17 protein-coding genes are annotated in these 16,131 nt (G+C 66.3%); 14 read left to right on the top strand and 3 right to left on the bottom strand.

Going from position 1 to position 16,131, the window contains the following annotated elements:
* Nucleotides 1–349 precede the first annotated feature (349 nt).
* On the bottom strand, nucleotides 350–1,252 hold the full coding sequence (locus LZ686_RS05780; protein ID WP_349547242.1) for a LysR substrate-binding domain-containing protein: 903 nt from the start codon (nucleotides 1,250–1,252) through the stop codon (nucleotides 350–352).
* 77 nt (nucleotides 1,253–1,329) lie between these two features.
* Between LZ686_RS05780 and pcaD the strand changes: the two genes are divergently transcribed.
* The 12 genes from pcaD (at nucleotide 1,330) to LZ686_RS05840 (ending at nucleotide 11,169) form a co-directional block, all read left to right on the top strand.
* Nucleotides 1,330–2,112: a 3-oxoadipate enol-lactonase gene (gene pcaD, locus LZ686_RS05785; protein WP_349547243.1), complete on the top strand. Its 783-nt coding sequence runs from the start codon at nucleotides 1,330–1,332 to the stop codon at nucleotides 2,110–2,112.
* Nucleotides 2,109–2,498 carry a 4-carboxymuconolactone decarboxylase gene (gene pcaC / locus LZ686_RS05790; protein ID WP_173403393.1) on the top strand — a complete coding sequence of 130 codons (390 nt, stop codon included), beginning with the start codon at nucleotides 2,109–2,111 and terminating at the stop codon, nucleotides 2,496–2,498. Before pcaD ends, pcaC begins: the two co-directional genes overlap by 4 nt.
* Nucleotides 2,495–3,208, top strand: coding sequence for a protocatechuate 3,4-dioxygenase subunit beta (gene pcaH / locus LZ686_RS05795; RefSeq protein ID WP_349547244.1), 714 nt, complete (start codon nucleotides 2,495–2,497; stop codon nucleotides 3,206–3,208). The genes pcaC and pcaH overlap by 4 nt, the downstream gene beginning before the upstream one ends.
* 1 nt (nucleotide 3,209) lies before the next feature.
* A complete protein-coding gene (pcaG, locus tag LZ686_RS05800; protein WP_046000608.1) occupies nucleotides 3,210–3,803 on the top strand; it encodes a protocatechuate 3,4-dioxygenase subunit alpha in 594 nt (197 codons plus the stop codon).
* Entirely contained in the window at nucleotides 3,796–4,635 is an 840-nt protein-coding gene (locus tag LZ686_RS05805; protein ID WP_349547245.1) for a 3-oxoadipate:acetyl-CoA acetyltransferase, read from the top strand. Before pcaG ends, LZ686_RS05805 begins: the two co-directional genes overlap by 8 nt.
* Before the next feature lie 97 nt (nucleotides 4,636–4,732).
* A complete protein-coding gene (locus tag LZ686_RS05810; RefSeq protein WP_349547246.1) occupies nucleotides 4,733–6,064 on the top strand; it encodes a lyase family protein in 1,332 nt (443 codons plus the stop codon).
* 525 nt (nucleotides 6,065–6,589) lie between these two features.
* A complete protein-coding gene (locus tag LZ686_RS05815; protein ID WP_349547247.1) occupies nucleotides 6,590–7,687 on the top strand; it encodes an alkene reductase in 1,098 nt (365 codons plus the stop codon).
* Nucleotides 7,688–8,253: 566 nt separating this feature from the next.
* The gene (locus LZ686_RS05820; RefSeq protein ID WP_349547248.1) at nucleotides 8,254–8,436 is read left to right on the top strand and encodes a lipid-A-disaccharide synthase N-terminal domain-containing protein; all 183 of its coding nucleotides are present in this window, start codon (nucleotides 8,254–8,256) and stop codon (nucleotides 8,434–8,436) included.
* The gene (locus LZ686_RS05825) at nucleotides 8,414–8,890 is read left to right on the top strand and encodes an ArnT family glycosyltransferase (RefSeq protein ID WP_349547350.1); all 477 of its coding nucleotides are present in this window, start codon (nucleotides 8,414–8,416) and stop codon (nucleotides 8,888–8,890) included. The genes LZ686_RS05820 and LZ686_RS05825 overlap by 23 nt, the downstream gene beginning before the upstream one ends.
* Before the next feature lie 24 nt (nucleotides 8,891–8,914).
* The gene (locus LZ686_RS05830; protein WP_349547249.1) at nucleotides 8,915–9,214 is read left to right on the top strand and encodes a hypothetical protein; all 300 of its coding nucleotides are present in this window, start codon (nucleotides 8,915–8,917) and stop codon (nucleotides 9,212–9,214) included.
* Entirely contained in the window at nucleotides 9,151–10,437 is a 1,287-nt protein-coding gene (locus tag LZ686_RS05835; RefSeq protein WP_349547250.1) for a glycosyltransferase family 2 protein, read from the top strand. The genes LZ686_RS05830 and LZ686_RS05835 overlap by 64 nt, the downstream gene beginning before the upstream one ends.
* A gap of 213 nt (nucleotides 10,438–10,650) precedes the next feature.
* Complete coding sequence (locus tag LZ686_RS05840) at nucleotides 10,651–11,169, top strand: BrnA antitoxin family protein (RefSeq protein WP_349547251.1); 519 nt, start codon at nucleotides 10,651–10,653, stop codon at nucleotides 11,167–11,169.
* 7 nt (nucleotides 11,170–11,176) lie between these two features.
* Here the strand turns inward: LZ686_RS05840 and LZ686_RS05845 are convergent, their stop codons facing one another.
* Nucleotides 11,177–11,431, bottom strand: a complete 255-nt coding sequence (locus LZ686_RS05845) for a hypothetical protein (RefSeq protein ID WP_349547252.1) — start codon at nucleotides 11,429–11,431, stop codon at nucleotides 11,177–11,179.
* A gap of 202 nt (nucleotides 11,432–11,633) precedes the next feature.
* Between LZ686_RS05845 and LZ686_RS05850 the strand changes: the two genes are divergently transcribed.
* Nucleotides 11,634–12,167 (top strand): hypothetical protein, encoded by a 534-nt coding sequence (locus LZ686_RS05850; RefSeq protein ID WP_349547253.1) that lies wholly within the window; start codon nucleotides 11,634–11,636, stop codon nucleotides 12,165–12,167.
* Nucleotides 12,167–12,712, top strand: a complete 546-nt coding sequence (locus tag LZ686_RS05855; RefSeq protein ID WP_349547254.1) for a hypothetical protein — start codon at nucleotides 12,167–12,169, stop codon at nucleotides 12,710–12,712. The genes LZ686_RS05850 and LZ686_RS05855 overlap by 1 nt, the downstream gene beginning before the upstream one ends.
* A 2-nt stretch (nucleotides 12,713–12,714) precedes the next feature.
* Here the strand turns inward: LZ686_RS05855 and carB are convergent, their stop codons facing one another.
* Nucleotides 12,715–16,053: a carbamoyl-phosphate synthase large subunit gene (carB, locus tag LZ686_RS05860; RefSeq protein ID WP_139599161.1), complete on the bottom strand. Its 3,339-nt coding sequence runs from the start codon at nucleotides 16,051–16,053 to the stop codon at nucleotides 12,715–12,717.
* Nucleotides 16,054–16,131: the final 78 nt, after the last annotated feature.

Genomic DNA, 16,131 nt, shown 5'->3' on the forward strand with positions numbered 1-16,131 from the left:
CGACAGACAAAGCCACAAGCAAGCCTGGCTTGAGGAAGCGTCCGAACCGCCAGTTGTGCCGTGCTCCGCGATAGACTGGGAAAAATCGGCCTCGATCGCGCAGCGCACCAGATGACGATGCAGCCAAAGGCATTGCGTACCGCGCTGACAGCACCGAACCTTCCAACAAACAGCGCAAAGACCGCCGGTGGACCGCAATCGCAGTCGCAGCACCTCAGAACATTGATGCGCAGGGGGCGGTCAATGAGGTCGAGGGTTGCAGGCCACCGGCGCGTGCCGTCGTCGACCATGCCCCATGCCGTGGGACATCGCCGCAAGACATGCACAATCATGACGCCCGCGATCCTGCCTAGGTCCGTGCCCCGTCTGTCGCCAGGCGCGTCAGCACGTCCAGCATCGCATTCTCCGGCCCGACCTGCCGGCGCGTCAGGCCGACTGCGCCGGTCAGGAACCCTGCATCGGTCGGCCACTGGATCAGCGCGCCCCGGTCCAGCTCGTCCCCGACCACGCCTTGCGAGATGAACCACAGCGCGTCCGATGCCGCCAGGATGCCCCGACCCACCGCCAGGGCCGCGGTCTCGAACGCGGGATGTAGCCCGGCCAGGTTGCGGGCCTGCAGGTAATCGTCGACCGCCCGGCGGATCAGCGCGTCCTGCGGCGGCAGGATCACCGGGCAGATCGACAGGACATCACGCACCGGCTGGCCCCAGCACGGATGCCCGGCGCGGGACACCAGCGCGATCTGGTCCTCGTAGAGGTGATCGAAGCGCAGGCCCGCCATGTCGGCGGCGGCCGGCATGCGCCCGATCATCAGGTCGATCCCGCCCTCGCGCAGCAGGCGGATCAGATGCGGATGCGGCCCCGTCTCGACCGACAGGGTCACATGCGGATGCATCTCGCGAAAGCGCAGCGCCACGCGCGGGAACAGCCGCGTGGCCGCCGTGGGCAGGATGCCCACCCGCAACCTGTCCGTCCCCGCGACCGGATGCAGCGCGGCGACCCCGCTCTCCAGCATTTGCAGCGCAGCCGCGGCATGGGTGCGCAGCAGCGTGCCCGCATCGGTCAGCACCAGCCGCCGCCGCTCGCGCCGGAACAGCGGCACCTGCAGCAGGGTCTCCAGCTCGGCCAGGGTGCGGCTCAGCGCGGGCTGGGTGATGCCCTGCGCCCGCGCCGACGCGGTCAGGCTGCCGCGGGCCGCGATGTCCAGAAAGACCCGCAGATGGCGCAGCTTGATGCCGGGATGCATAATCATATGGGCATCCTTTGCTGCCGATTTTGCATTATCGGCGATCCTGCCCCCATGTTACGTTATGGACAGGAGGAGTATCCATGCAAATCTTGTCCCGCCCCTATGGCGCGCTGCACTATCGGCTGGACGGGCCGACGGGCGCGCCGGTGGTGCTGATGGCCAATTCGCTTGGCACGGATCTTCGCCTGTGGGAGGCGGTCCTGCCGCCGCTGCCGCAGGGGCTGCGCTATCTGCGCTATGACAAGCAGGGGCACGGGCTGTCCGATCTGGGCGCCGCAGACCGCATCGCCGACCACGCCGCCGACGCAGCCGCGCTGATCGAGGCCGTGGCCCCCGGCCCGGTGGTCGTGCTGGGCCTGTCCATCGGCGGGCTGATCGCGCAGCGCCTGGCGGCCGACCGGCCCGATCTGGTCCGCGCGCTGATCCTGTCCAACACCGCCGCGCGTCTTGGCACGCCCGAGAGCTGGCAGGCCCGGATCGATGCGGTGGAACGGGACGGCATGGCCGGTATCGCGGATGCGGTGATGGAACGCTGGTTCGCGCCGGCCTTCCGCGCGACGCCCGCGCTGGCACCTTGGCGCAACATGCTGGCCCGCACGCCTGCCGCGGGCTATGTCGCCGCCTGCCGGGCGCTGGCCGGGGCCGATCAACGGCAGGCCAGCGCCGCACTGCGCCTGCCCACGATGGTGATCGCGGGCGAGGCCGACGGCGCATCGCCCCCCGACGTGGTGCGCGCCACCGCCGACCTGATCCCCGGCGCGACCTTCCACCTGATCCCCGGCGCGGGCCACCTGCCCTGCGTCGAGACGCCCGACGGCCACGCCGCGCTGATGACCCCCTTTCTGGAAAGGCATGCCGCATGACCGAATTGTCCGACACCGGGCTTGCCACCCGCAGACGCGTGCTGGGACCGGCCCATGTCGCCCGCGCGCAGGCTGCGCAGACGCCCTTCGATGCGCCGTTCCAGGCGCTGATCACCGATGCGGCCTGGGGCCATGTCTGGTCGCGCGGCACGATCCCGCTGCGCGAGCGGTCGATGATGACCATCGCCCTGCTGGCGGGCCTTGGCAACGACGGCGAACTGGCCCTGCACCTGCGGTCCATCCCGAACACCGGCACCAGCCGCGACGACGTGATGGAGGCGCTGCTGCACGTCGCCATCTATGCCGGCGTCCCGCGCGCCAATCACGCCATCGCCCTGGCCCGCCGCATCTTTGCCGAGGCCGATGCCGAAGGAGGACAGGCATGACGCTCTATCAACGCGACCGCACCTGGCATCCGCCCGCGCTGGCCCCGGACTACAAGACCTCGGTCGCGCGGTCGCCGCGACAGGCGATGCTGTCGATCGAGGGCACCGTGTCGGAACTGACCGGCCCCCGCTTCGGTCATGGCGCCATCACCCCGCTGGATGGCGATTTGATCGCGAACTATGCCAAGGACGGCGATCCGGTGGGCGAACGCATCATCGTCCACGGACGCGTCCTGGACGAGAACGGCCGCCCCGTCCCCCGTACCCTAGTCGAGATCTGGCAGGCCAATGCCGGCGGCCGATACCGCCACAAGAAGGACGGATACCTGGCCCCGATCGACCCGAATTTCGGCGGCTGCGGGCGGGTTCTGACCGACGATCAGGGCAATTACGCCTTTCGGACCATCAAGCCCGGCGCCTATCCGTGGCGCAACTGGGTCAACAACTGGAGGCCTGCGCATATCCACCTGTCGGTCTTCGGCACGGCCTTCGCGCAGCGCCTGATCACCCAGATGTATTTCGAGGGCGATCCGCTGATCGCGCATTGCCCGATCGTGCAGGCGATCCCCGATCCCCGCGCCATCGACGTGCTGATCGCCCCGCTGGACATGAACCAGGCGGTGCCGCTGGACTGTCTGGCCTATCGGTTCGACATCGTGCTGCGCGGGCGGCGGTCGACCTTCTTCGAGAACCGGCCGGAGGGAAACTGACATGCCGCAGCCGTTGAACTACCTCAAGGAGACCCCGTCCCAGACCGCCGGACCCTATGTCCATATCGGGCTGGCCCCGCGGGCGGCAGGATTCGACATCTATGACACCGAACTGGGCTTTGACCCCATGCCCGACGACGTGCCCGGCCCGCGCATCCGCGTCACCGGCTGCGTCTTCGACGGCATGGGCGCAACGGTCCGGGACGTGCTGATCGAGGTCTGGCAGGCCGACGCGGCCGGGCTGTACCCCGATCAGCCGGGGGCCGCCGCGGGGTTCCGGCACTGGGCGCGCGTGGTGCCCGATTTCGACACCGGGCAGTTCACGCTGGACACCGTCCTGCCCGGCGCCGTGCCGGGGCCGCGGGGCCGCATGCAGGCGCCGCACCTGTCGCTGTGGCTGGTCGCGCGGGGTATCAACACCGGACTGCAGACGCGGATGTATTTCGCCGATCAGGACAACGCCGCCGACCCGGTGCTGTCCCTGATCGAACAGCCGCATCGCCGCGACACCCTGATCGCCCGTGGCGCCGACGGCCACTATCACTTCGACATTCACCTGCAAGGTGACAAGGAAACGGTATTTCTCGATGTCTGACCCCTGCATCATCTGCGTGGCCATCACCGGCAGCCTTCCGACCAAGACCGACAACCCGGCCGTTCCCGTGACCATCGCCGAACAGGTCGAATCGACCCACGAGGCCTTCGAGGCGGGCGCCGCCATCGTTCACGCCCATGTCCGCGACGACGAGGGCAAGCCCACCAGCGATCCCGACCGCTTTGTCCGCCTGCTAGAGGGGGTTCGCCGGCATTGCCCCGGCATGATCGTGCAGCTGTCCACCGGCGGGCGGTCGGGCGCAGGCCGCGACCGGGGCGGCATGCTGCCGCTGCGGCCGGACATGGCCAGCCTGTCGGTCGGGTCGAACAACTTTCCAACCCGCGTCTATGAAAACAGCCCAGACCTGGTGGACTGGCTGGCATCGCAGATGGCCGCCCACGGCGTCATGCCCGAAATCGAGGCCTTTGATCTGTCCCACATCCTGCAGGCCCATGCGATGTGGCAGGACGGGCGACTGACCACCCGGCCCTATGTGCAGTTCGTGATGGGCGTCAAGAATGCGATGCCGGTCGACCGCCACGTGTTCGACTACTACATCGCCACGGTCCGGCGGCTGTTCGGCACGAATGCGCCCTGGTGCGCGGCGGGGATCGGCCCGAACCAGATCGTCCTGAACGAATGGGCCGTGGCATCTGGCGGTCACGCCCGCACGGGCCTGGAGGACAACGTGCGCCTGGACCGCACGCACCTGGCACCGTCCAACGCGGCGCTGGTGCGGCGGGTGGTGGACCTGTGCGACCGCTATCGCCGGCCGGTGGCGACGTGGCAGCAGGCCCGCGCGATTTTGAACCTGCCAGAGGCCGTTTCATGACACAGGTCCATGTCACGACGGGGCGGCAATCGCCCCTGCCACCGCCGACCCACGGCCCGCGCCGCCAGGGGGAGCGCAGCCCTGGCATGGTCGGTCCATGACCGCGACCGGTAACCCCCTATATGCCATGCTGTTCGGCGACCCGGACACCCAGGCGCTGTTCACGGCCGAGGCCGAACTGGACGCGATGATCCGGGTCGAAGTCGCGCTGGCCCGGGTTCAGGCGCAGCTTGGGGTCATCCCCCCCGATGCCGGTCCGGCCATCGCCGCGGCCAGCCGTGGCCTGCTGATCGATCCGGCATCCCTGGCCCAAGCCACTGCCCGCAACGGCGTCCCCGTCCCCGCCCTGGTCCAGGAGATGCGGCGGCAGATGGCCGGCGATCCCGCGGCCGCGCATCTGCACTGGGGCGCCACCAGCCAGGACATCATGGACAGCGCGCTGGCCCTGCGCCTGCGCCCAATGCTGGACCTGTGGGGCGCCCGCCTGGATGCCGTTTTGACCCAACTGGCCGCGCTGGCGGATCGGCACGCCACCCTGCCCATGGCCGCGCGGACCTATGGCCAGACGGCGACACCCACCAGCTTTGGCACGGTCGCGGCCAGCTGGGGATGGCCGCTGCTGGATCACGCGCAGGATCTAGCGCGGGTTCGTGACGCGGTGCTGCGCGTTTCGCTGTCCGGGGCGGCGGGCACGCTGTCGGCGATGGGGCCGCAGGGCCCGGCCGTTCGGGCGGGCCTTGCGCAGGCGCTGGACCTGTCGGATCCCGGCCACGGTTGGCATTCCGACCGTTCGGGGCTGGGCCGGCTGGCGGATTGGGCTGCGGCGGTGGCCGTCGCCCTGGCCAAGCTGGCCGAGGACCTGCTGCTGATGACGCAGTCGGGCCTGGCCCTGGTGCGGATCGAGGGCGGTGGGGCATCCTCGACCATGCCGCAAAAGCAGAACCCGGTCGGCCCCTCGGCGCTGGCGGCCCTGGCGCGGCAGGTAATCGGGCTTGCATCGGTCTTCGGGGCGGCGGGGGTGCATCGTCAGAACCGCGACGGTGCGGCGTGGTTCACCGAATGGCTGACCCTGCCGCAGATCTGTGTCAGCCTGGGCGCGATGCTGCGACTGACGCAGGATGTCCTGGACCGGTTGACCCCTGACCCCCAAGCAATGGAGCGCGACCTGGGTGGCGGATCCGGCACCATCCATGCCGAGGCGCTGACATTCGCGGTCGTGGCCGAACTGGGCCTGGACCGTGCCTCTGTCGCAGGTAGGGTCGGTCAGCTTTGCGCAACCGCCCCGGCGGAGGGCAGCGACCTGCTGGCCCTGGCCCGGAAGGAATGGCCGGACCGGGACTGGGCCGCGCTGGTCCGCGCCAACGGTCTCGGCCTGGCGCCGCAGGAGGCCCGCGCCTTTGCCGACCGTCAGCGGACCCGTATGCCCTAGGCGTCGGTCTGTCGGTCTGGCGGCAAGGTGAACAGCAGGCGCACGACCAGCGGTCGTTGCAAGGCCCGCCGTGGCTGGCGTTTCCGACGCGACCCCGTCGCGGCGGGCGCCCTTCCCTGTTGAGATGGTCATGCATCATGCCATGCCTGGACAAACCCCGGCTGCCAGAGGTCATGCCGGGGTTCGGCAGCCGGCGCCCTAAACCGACCTGCGCGCTGCCAACGTCCCCGTCATCGCGCCGCTATGGCGAGGGTCCGACTCACGATCAGTGAGGGGTCTGCAAGCAGCTGACCATGCCCCGATGAGGGGACGGAAACGCCCCTGGCAATGGCTCAGGCGACGCGCATGCTCTACCAAGCCCAGACTGTCCGCCCTGTGCCGCCGCTGTCAGCCCCCCATCGCCCGGGCTGCGGATGCTGCGACACCGTGCGTCAGGCAATATTTCACGGCCCTGAAAACATTCCGCCCGCTGCGCGTTACCTGCCCTGAACGACCATGACCAATCACACCCGGAAAGCGGAAACGATGAACCAGAACACGCTCTTTCAGCCCTATGACCTTGGCCCCCTGCGCCTGGCGAACCGCATCGTCATGGCACCGCTGACCCGCAACCGCGCCGCGGAGGGCCTGGTGCCCGGACCCCATGCGGCCGAATATTACGCGCAGCGCGCGACCGCGGGGCTAATCATCGCCGAGGCGACGCAGATCTCGGCGCAGGCGCAGGGCTATCAGGACACGCCCGGCGTCTATACGCCCGAACAGATCGCCGGATGGCGCAAGGTCACCGATGCTGTCCATGCCAAGGGCGGGTGCATCTTCCTGCAGCTGTGGCATGTGGGTCGGGTGTCGCATGTCGACGTGCAGCCGGGCGGCGCGGCCCCCGTGGCCCCCTCGGCGATCGCGGCAGAAACCAAGACCTTCGTGAACGGCGGATTTGTCGAGACCTCGACCCCGCGCGCCCTGCGCCTGGACGAAATCCCGGGCATCGTCGACGATTTCCGCCAGGCTGCGGCCAACGCCATCAAGGCGGGCTTCGACGGGGTCGAGATCCATGGGGCCAACGGTTATCTGCTGGACCAGTTCGCCAAGGATGGCGCGAACAAGCGCACCGACGCCTATGGCGGCTCGGTCGAGAACCGCGCCCGGCTGATGCTGGAGGTGGCCCAAGCCGTCGTGGCCGAGATCGGCGCGGACCGCACGGGCATCCGCCTGTCTCCGGTCTCTCCGGCCGGCGGGGTGTCCTGCAGCGATCCACAGCCGCAGTTCGATCATATCGTGGACGGGGTGGAGGCGCTTGGCCTGGTCTACATCCACGTTGTAGAGGGCGCGACCGGCGGCCCGCGCGACGTGGCGCCGTTCGATTTCGACAGCCTGCGCCAGCGATTTTCGCGCACCTATATCGCCAATAACGGCTATGACCTGGACCTGGCGACGAAGCGCCTGGAGGAGGGCAAGGCGGATCTGTTCGCCTTTGGCCGCCCCTACATCGCGAACCCCGACCTGGTCGCGCGGATGAAGGCCGGCGCACCCCTGGCCAAGCCCGACGAGTCAACGATGTATGGCGGCGGTGCCGAAGGCTATGTGGACTATCCCCCGATGGACGCAACGGCCGATCAGGCCTAAGTCCCCTCCGCGGCGCCCATGGCAGGGCGTCGCGTCGCACCCGATGGACCGGCCCGATACATGGGCCGGCCCCTGTCATGCGACGCAATTCATTAGATGGCGGGACAGCAGGATGGCAGCTTAACCACTTCGCAACGTCCCCCTATCTAAGATGATTTGGTCCGATCACAGCGGTGAGCATGCCCCGCCAGTTGGCCTCCACTGATCATAGATAGTCGGCACAGCCGTGGTGGAGGGTCGCATCCGGCTGAAACCGTAATGGGGCGTCCGGGCCAGCGCGGTTCCTAATTCCACGGCCTATCAGCGGCCCGGTGTCGCAGCTGTCATGACCTGAGGGACGGCCCCGGCCATTCGATGACAGGCCTTTTGGAAGACGCCCGGCGATCGACGATGCAGTTCGGCGCATCCAAGCTCTCGACTGCACGGTTCCTGCAAGCCTTGCGTGGCAGGGCTGTCCTGCAACGACGGGGCGGATGACGGGGCAGACGGTTTGGCTTGGGATCGGGTTTCTGGGGCAGGCGCTGTTCAGCGCCCGTTTCGTCATCCAGTGACTGGCCAGCGAACGAATGCGACGCAGTGTCGTGCCGCACGCGTTCTGGTGGTTCACGCTGGCGGGCGGGGTCACGCGTTTGGCCTATGCGTCGTGGCGTGGTGACCCGGTCTTCGTGCCGGGCCAGGGGCTGAGGCTGTTCGTCTATCGGCGCAACCTGATGCTGATCCGCAGGCATCGCCGGACGGCCGCGGCATGAGGATGCGTCCCGTCCTGTCCGCCACTCTGCTGTTCGCGCTGACCGCGCTGACGCTGATCCTGCTGCGCTTGCTGAGGCCCGCTATGTCGCCGCTGCGTGGAAGATGCATGTCGGCGGGTCGCCCTGGGTTCCGCACCTGAACGGGGCGATCTACGGGCACAAGCCGCCGCTGCTGTTCTGGCTGATCAACCTGGTGTGGGCGGTCGTGGGCGTCGATGCCTTCGCGGCCCGGCTGGTCGGGCCGGCCTTCGCGACAGCCTGCGTGGCGATGACCCGGCTGCTGGCATTGCGGCTGCGGCCGGACAGGCCAGCGCGCGGCGGGGCTGCGGCGCTGATCCTGGCGGTGTCGCTGGTCTGGCTGCTGTTCGGATCGACGACCATGCTCGACGCGATGCTGACAGTGGCCACGCTGCTGGCGAAGTTAGCGCTGTGGTCGGCGGTCCGCAGGCCGTGACGCGGGGCCTGGGTTGCTCTGGGAATGGCCGTGGCTCTGGGCGTCTATGCCAAGGGGCCGGTGATCCTGATCCACGTGCTGCCCGTGGCGCTGTCGATGCCGTTGTGGGCAGGGCGGGACCGTCCGTCGGCGCGGCAATGGGCGGGCGGGCTGGCGCTGGCCGTCGCGCTGGTGGCGGTCGGCCTGTGGCTGGTGCCCGCGCTGATCCTGGGCGGCCGGAGTACCGCATCGAGGTCCTGTGGCGGCAAAGCGGCGGGCGCATGGTGGCATCCTTTGCCCATCGCAAACCCTGGTGGTTCTATGCCGCCCTGTTGCCCGCGATGATCTGGCCGTTCGGCTGGACCGGGGCGGGGCTTGGTGCGCTGCGGCCAAGGCAACTGTGGGCCGATCCCGGCACGCGGCTGGCGGCGGTCTGGGCCATGGGGGCGTTCCTGCGGTTGCGGCTGCGGGCGCGGGTCACGGCGCTGGCCGCGCTGCCGCTGGCGCTGATGATCGGGCTGCATCTCGGGCTGAGCCCGCTGCTGTCCGCGTGCTATGACATGACCGATCTGGGCCGGGCCGTGACGCCCCATGATGCCGCAGGCATCGCCGTCACCGACGGCACCTATCACGTGCAGCTGAACTTTTCCGGACGCCTGCTGAACCCGGTCGCCCGCCTGTCCGACGACGCCGTTGCGGGGTGGCTGCGCGACCATCCGGGCGGCGTGCTTCTGGACCAGACGGACCCGCCCCCCCAGCATGACCCCTGTCCTGCCGCTGCCGTTCCGCAACAAGACCTATACCCTTCACCGCTCACAGAAGGTCGCGCCATGACGCCCGACATTTCCGTCGTCCTGCCCGCCCGCGACGAGGCCGGCAACATCACCGCCCTGCTGACCGGCATCGCCGCCACTCTGCGGGACCACGCGCACGAGATTATCGTTATCGACGACGCCTCGCGCGATGGAACGCGGGCCGAACTGGCCGCGCTGCAGACGCGGCTGCCGCAGCTGCGGGTGATCTGCCACGACCGGTCCTGCGGGCAGTCCGCCGCGATCCGCAGCGGGGTCTGGGCCGCGCGCGGGGCGCTGATCGTGACGCTGGATGCGGACGGTCAGAACCCGCCCGACAACATTCCTGCCCTGCTGGAGTCATTTGCCGGGGGCGGCATTGCGCTGGGCCTGGTCCAGGGCCAGCGGGTGGACCGCCGCGACCGCCCGTCCCGGCGGCTGGCCTCGGCCCCGGCGAACGGCATCCGCAACGCACTGCTGCGTGACGGCGTGCGCGACAGCGGCTGCGGGCTGCACGCGCGACCTGGCCCGGTCCGGAGCCACCGACCTAAGGGGCGCAGCATGAGCCTCCTGATCACCGGCTCTGCAGTGTCCATCGGCATCACGGCCATCCAAGGCCCTCTGCGATGCCCATGCCATTCCCCTGAACGTGCTTGGCGGAGAGGTCCGCATCACTACCGGTCGCCAGATACAAGAGCGCGGCTAGCCCGCGGGGTAGGAATGAGTGGTGGTGATGCTAGACAGGGGCTGCGCTGCTGGACGCTGAGTTGTTGGTAGAAACCGGGCCGCGGATTGTGTGCGTTGAGAGAGCGGCGCGCGGCGCATGGCTGGATCATGGACTTCTTTCTTCTAGCCCGGAACGGCACGTGCCAGATGGTCACCGGGGGCGCACCGCGCAGACACAGGGCGTACACCGACAACGCACGGTCGCTTAAGGCGTCGTTAACGGTCGGGCGGCAGTCTGGGGGCCGTTGATCCTGCGGAGGCATCATGACCGTCACCAAGGCCGAAGGCACAAGGCGCGCGAACTACCACTATATGGCCGACGCGATGCGGATGCTGGAATGGGACCTGCACAGCACCGTCATGGCGCGGATGCGCATCCCCGACGACTGGCACCGCATCGCGCAGGAGAAGGGCACGGCGCCCAAGACGCGCGTCACGCTGCGGCTGGATGCGGATGTGGTGGCGTTCTTTCGATCCATGGGGCCGGATTGGCAGGTGCGGGTCAACCGGCTGATGGCGGCCTGGATGCATGCGCGGCTGGCGGGGCTGATCGAGGGGGCCGAGACGATGGATTACCTCAAGCGCCGCGAGGCTGAGGGTCTGGACGGCCCCCGCCCCGAATTCGGCGACCTGCAGCGCGCCGAGGACGCAGCCTGGGCCGAGATGGGCGAGACGCCCCTGCCCCCGGATGCGCCGGGGGTGCCGATGGACGGCCCTCGGCGGATGGGCGCAGCGGGGAAGCGGGCGTTGCTGGAGGAGATGAAGGGGCGGAGGGGGTTGTGAACGAACTTTAGGCCGCCGCTTTCTCAAGATACCGGCCCTGTGCCACCAACGCATAGAAGATACGTTCGGCAGCCTCAACAGATGCTGCCTTCGCCAATATCTCGATTCCGGCGTCTGGCCGTTTGTCCGATGAGCAGCAAATGAAGTAACCCTCGGAACCTCCTAGCCCTTGACCACCCGCCTGCCGGTAGAACAAGTTCGAGAGAGGCGTGACGAAAATTGTATCGCCGTTGACGGATTCAGAGAGGAATACATCTTCCATGAGCGGATTAACCTCCTCAAAGTATAGGATAAATGACGAACCGCGGATGTCCGCCAACCAGTTGGCAGAGTATACACTCGCATCACCAACTCGTCGACAAGCAATAATTCGCAACGCAAAGTACGCGCCTACGTTCCTCGTTATGAGGTACTCAGCCGCCAAGTCAGCTATTGGTAGCTTTCTGACAGATGATACTCGGCACTTGAGCATCCTTTCCGATGCACAGAACGAGCAGTTGGATATTAGTAAAGGTACTGGAACATCATTTACGAAGAACGACGCAGCACTATCAGCAGAAGCGATAGCAAATTTTCGTTCAATGGCAGGTGATAACCTACTTAAAAATTACACTTTTCAAGCCAACACAGGTTCATCGCAGAAATTAGAAATTTCAAACGTTCTCGTCAGTGTAAACTTAGATCTTCTATGTTTTAATTTAAGCAAAGGCGGCGTTGGCGGCGTCATGATACAAACCTCGAAGGCCGTTGCATCTAAAAGTTGGCGAGAAGATCATGCAAAGTGTGTTGCATCATTAGTTTGGATGAGTGCTAATAACAGCCTATCTCACCATGGGGATGTTGACCGAAAATTGTGCTTAGCGATTGACGTGTTCGCAAAGAAAGTGACGCAAACACCCGCTCACTATAAAAGAATTCTCGGCAACATCGACGCATCTTGCAGCGAAATTGCGATGTTTTGGCCGCATATCACTCCTCCGGCGGACCTTTACGACTAATGCAAGACAGCGTAAGGCAGAAGATTGGCAGCATCGCGTTAACTTGGAACCAAGCGGAGGTTGCGTTACGCGATATTGTGAATCTCTATGTCGACATTGACGCGCTTACATTTGGTCTAATAATTCGACCACTTAATACAGCAAGCTTAGAAAAGCTCCTTCGCAAACTGATTTCAGCGAAGGAACCTGAACGAACGATAACTGCTGAAATAAATGCTTCTCTTGATCGGATGCGCATATGCCGAGAGAACCGAAATACAATTCTTCACAGGATCGGAGAGCTATCTGGAAATCTTACGGCAGAAAGTGAAATGCTTATCGCACGGTCCTTAGAGGAAATGAATGCGGAGCGACAGTTCATGCTTGCTTTGAAGCTCAACTTAACTGTCATCATCTTTGATAGAGCAGCGCGTCATGTTCCAAATGACGAGGATGAAAGCGGTGAGGATGAAAGTAGACCGGTGGTGGCGTTTAACCCACCTGCCCGGCCTAACAGACCTATTGAGTTAGATTTTAACCTGCTGCAAACGACTAATGTAAACTGAGTTCAAGCCTGCAGCGACCTCACCCCGACTTCGCCTTCCTCCCGCGACTTGATCGCCGCGACGGCGGCGATGCTGCCTGCGGCCGTGGTGAAGTAGGGGATCTTGTCGTAGAGGGCGACGGCGCGGATGTCGCGGCTGTCGGCGATGGCCTGGACGCCTTCGGTCGTGTTCAGGACCATCGCGATTTCGTCGTTCTTGAGGCGGTCGACGATGTTCGGACGGCCTTCATAGACCTTGTTCACGCGTGTGGACGCCACGCCCTGCGCGTCGAGGAAATCGGCGGTGCCCGAGGTCGCGACCAGATCGAAGCCCATCGTCACCAGGTCGCGGGCGGCCTGCGCCAAAGCGGGCGTCTTGTCGGCGTCCTTGACGGACAGGAAGACGCGGCCGGTGGTCGGCAGGTCGGTGCCCGCGCCCATCTGCGCCTTGAGGAAGGCGCGCGCAAAGTTGCGGTCCCAGCCCATGACTTCGCCGGTCGAGCGCATTTCCGGGCCCAGCAGCGTGTCGACGCCGGGGAAGCGGGCGAAGGGCAGCACGGCCTCCTTGACCGAGAACCAGGGCGTGATCGGGTCGGCCAGCGTCATCGGGTCGGCAAAGGGCAGGTCGGTTTCCGGGCCAACGCCTTCGGGATAGGGCGCACGCGCGGGAAAGTTCGACATCGGCTCGCCCGCCATCAGCCGCGCGGCGATCGAGGCAATGGCGCTGTCCGTGGCCTTGGCGACGAAGGGCACGGTGCGGCTGGCGCGCGGGTTGACCTCCAGCACGAAGATTTCTCCGTCCTTCAGGGCGAACTGTACGTTCATCAGGCCCTTGACCTTAAGCGCACGGGCCATGGCCGTGGTCTGGACCTTGAGTTCCGCTACGGTCGCCGCATCCAGCGTGTGGGGCGGCAGCGAACAGGCACTGTCGCCCGAATGGACGCCGGCCTCCTCGATATGCTCCATGATGCCCGCGACATGGACGGTCTCACCGTCGCACAGGGCATCGACGTCGACCTCAATCGCGCCGGACAGATAGCTGTCCAGCAGGACCGGACTTTTCCCGCTGACGGTCACGGCCTCGGTGATGTAGCGGCGCAGGTGGTCCATGTCGCGCACGATCTCCATCGCGCGGCCGCCCAGGACATAGGACGGGCGGATGACCAGCGGAAAGCCGATACGCTCGGCGATCTCGATGGCTTGGGCGTCGCTGCTGGCGATGCCGTTGATCGGTTGCTTGAGGCCCAGATCCTGCAGCAGGCGCTGGAACCGCTCGCGGTCCTCGGCCAGGTCGATGGCGTCAGGGGTCGTGCCCAGGATCGGGATACCCTCGTCCTGCAGCGCATTGGCGAGCTTCAGCGGGGTCTGGCCGCCGAACTGGACGATGACGCCGTGCAGGGTACCGTTCTGCTGTTCGGTGTGCAGGATCTCCAGCACGTGTTCGAAGGTCAGCGGTTCGAAATACAGCCGGTCCGAGGTGTCGTAATCGGTGCTGACCGTCTCGGGGTTGCAGTTGATCATGATCGTCTCGTAGCCCGCCTTGGTCAGCGCATAGCAGGCGTGGCAGCAGCAATAGTCGAACTCGATCCCCTGGCCGATGCGGTTCGGACCGCCGCCCAGGATGACGACCTTTTTCGCATCGGTGGGGCGGGATTCGCATTCCACGTCGCCCATCGCGGGCGCCTCGTAGGTGGAATACATGTAGGGGGTCTGGGCCTCGAACTCGGCCGCGCAGGTGTCGATGCGCTTGAACACCGGACGGATGTCCAGGTTGCGCCGGGCGCGGCGGGCCGTGGTCTCGTCGGTCTTGGTCAGGTGGGCCAGGCGGGCATCGGTGAAGCCCATCATCTTGATGCGGCGCATCCCGTCGGCATCGGTCGGCAGGCCGTTCTCGCGGATCTGATGCTCGACATCGATGATCTCGCGGATGCGGGCCAGGAACCACGGATCAAAGCTGGTGACGCGGTGAATCTCGTCATCCGACAGGCCGAACCGCATCGCCTCGGCGATGACGCGGATGCGGTCGGGGGTGGCCTTGGACAGGGCAGCGATGACGGCGGGCTTGCCCTGCTCGGACGCGCCCTCGATGGCGATCTCGTCCAGGCCGGTCAGGCCGTTCTCCATCGAGGCCAGCGCCTTCTGCAGCGATTCGTGGAAGCTGCGGCCGATCGCCATGACCTCGCCTACGGACTTCATCGCGGTGGTCAGGTCGGGCTTGCTGCCCGGAAACTTCTCGAACGCAAAACGCGGGATCTTGGTCACGACATAGTCGATGCTGGGCTCGAAGCTGGCGGGCGTGACGCGGGTGATGTCGTTGTCCAACTCGTCCAGCGTATATCCCACCGCCAGCTTCGCGGCGATCTTGGCGATCGGGAAGCCGGTGGCCTTGGAGGCCAGCGCGGACGACCGCGACACGCGGGGGTTCATCTCGATCACGACCATGCGGCCGTCGGCGGGGTTCACCGCCCATTGCACGTTGGAACCGCCGGTCTCGACGCCGATCTCGCGCAGGACCGCGATGCTGGCCGTGCGCATGATCTGGTATTCGCGGTCGGTCAGGGTCAGGGCCGGGGCGACGGTCATGCTGTCACCGGTATGCACGCCCATCGGGTCGATGTTCTCGATCGCGCAGACGATGATGGCGTTGTCGTTGCGATCCCGCACGACCTCCATCTCGTATTCCTTCCAGCCCAGCAGGCTTTCGTCGATCAGAACCTGCGCCATGGGCGAGGCGTCCAGGCCCGATCGGACGATGCGTTCGTAATCGTCGCGGTTATAGGCCACGCCGCCGCCGGTGCCACCCAGGGTGAAGGCCGGGCGGATGATCGCGGGCAGGCCGATCTCCTCCAGCGCGTCCATCGCCTGGCTGACGCCGGCATTGATGTCGTATTTGCCCGATGCCAGCTTGGGGGCGGCGATGATCGTGGCCTTGGGATTCTCCAGGCCGATGCGGTCCATCGCCTCGCGGAACAGCTTGCGGTCCTCGGCCATCTCGATGGCGCTGCGCTGCGCGCCGATCAGCTCGACCCCATAGCGGTTCAGCGCGCCGCTGTCGGCCAGGGCCAGCGCGGTGTTCAGCCCGGTCTGACCGCCCATCGTCGGCAGCAAGGCGTCGGGGCGTTCCTTGGCAATGATCTTTTCGACGATCTCGGGGGTGATCGGCTCGATATAGGTGGCATCGGCCATTTCCGGGTCGGTCATGATCGTCGCCGGGTTCGAGTTCACCAGGATGACCCGGTAACCTTCCTCGCGCAGCGCCTTGCAGGCCTGGGCCCCGGAATAGTCGAACTCGCAGGCCTGCCCGATGACGATGGGCCCTGCCCCGATGATCAGGATCGACTTGATATCGGTACGTTTCGGCATGGTTCTGGCCCCCGGGCTGGTCGTGCATCGATCGCGGCAAATCGTCCGGGGTTATAGCCAGCCACGCCTTGGGCGCAA

It is taken from the genome of Paracoccus sp. NFXS7, from assembly GCF_040148865.1.
Classification (GTDB): Bacteria; Pseudomonadota; Alphaproteobacteria; order Rhodobacterales; family Rhodobacteraceae; genus Paracoccus; species Paracoccus marcusii.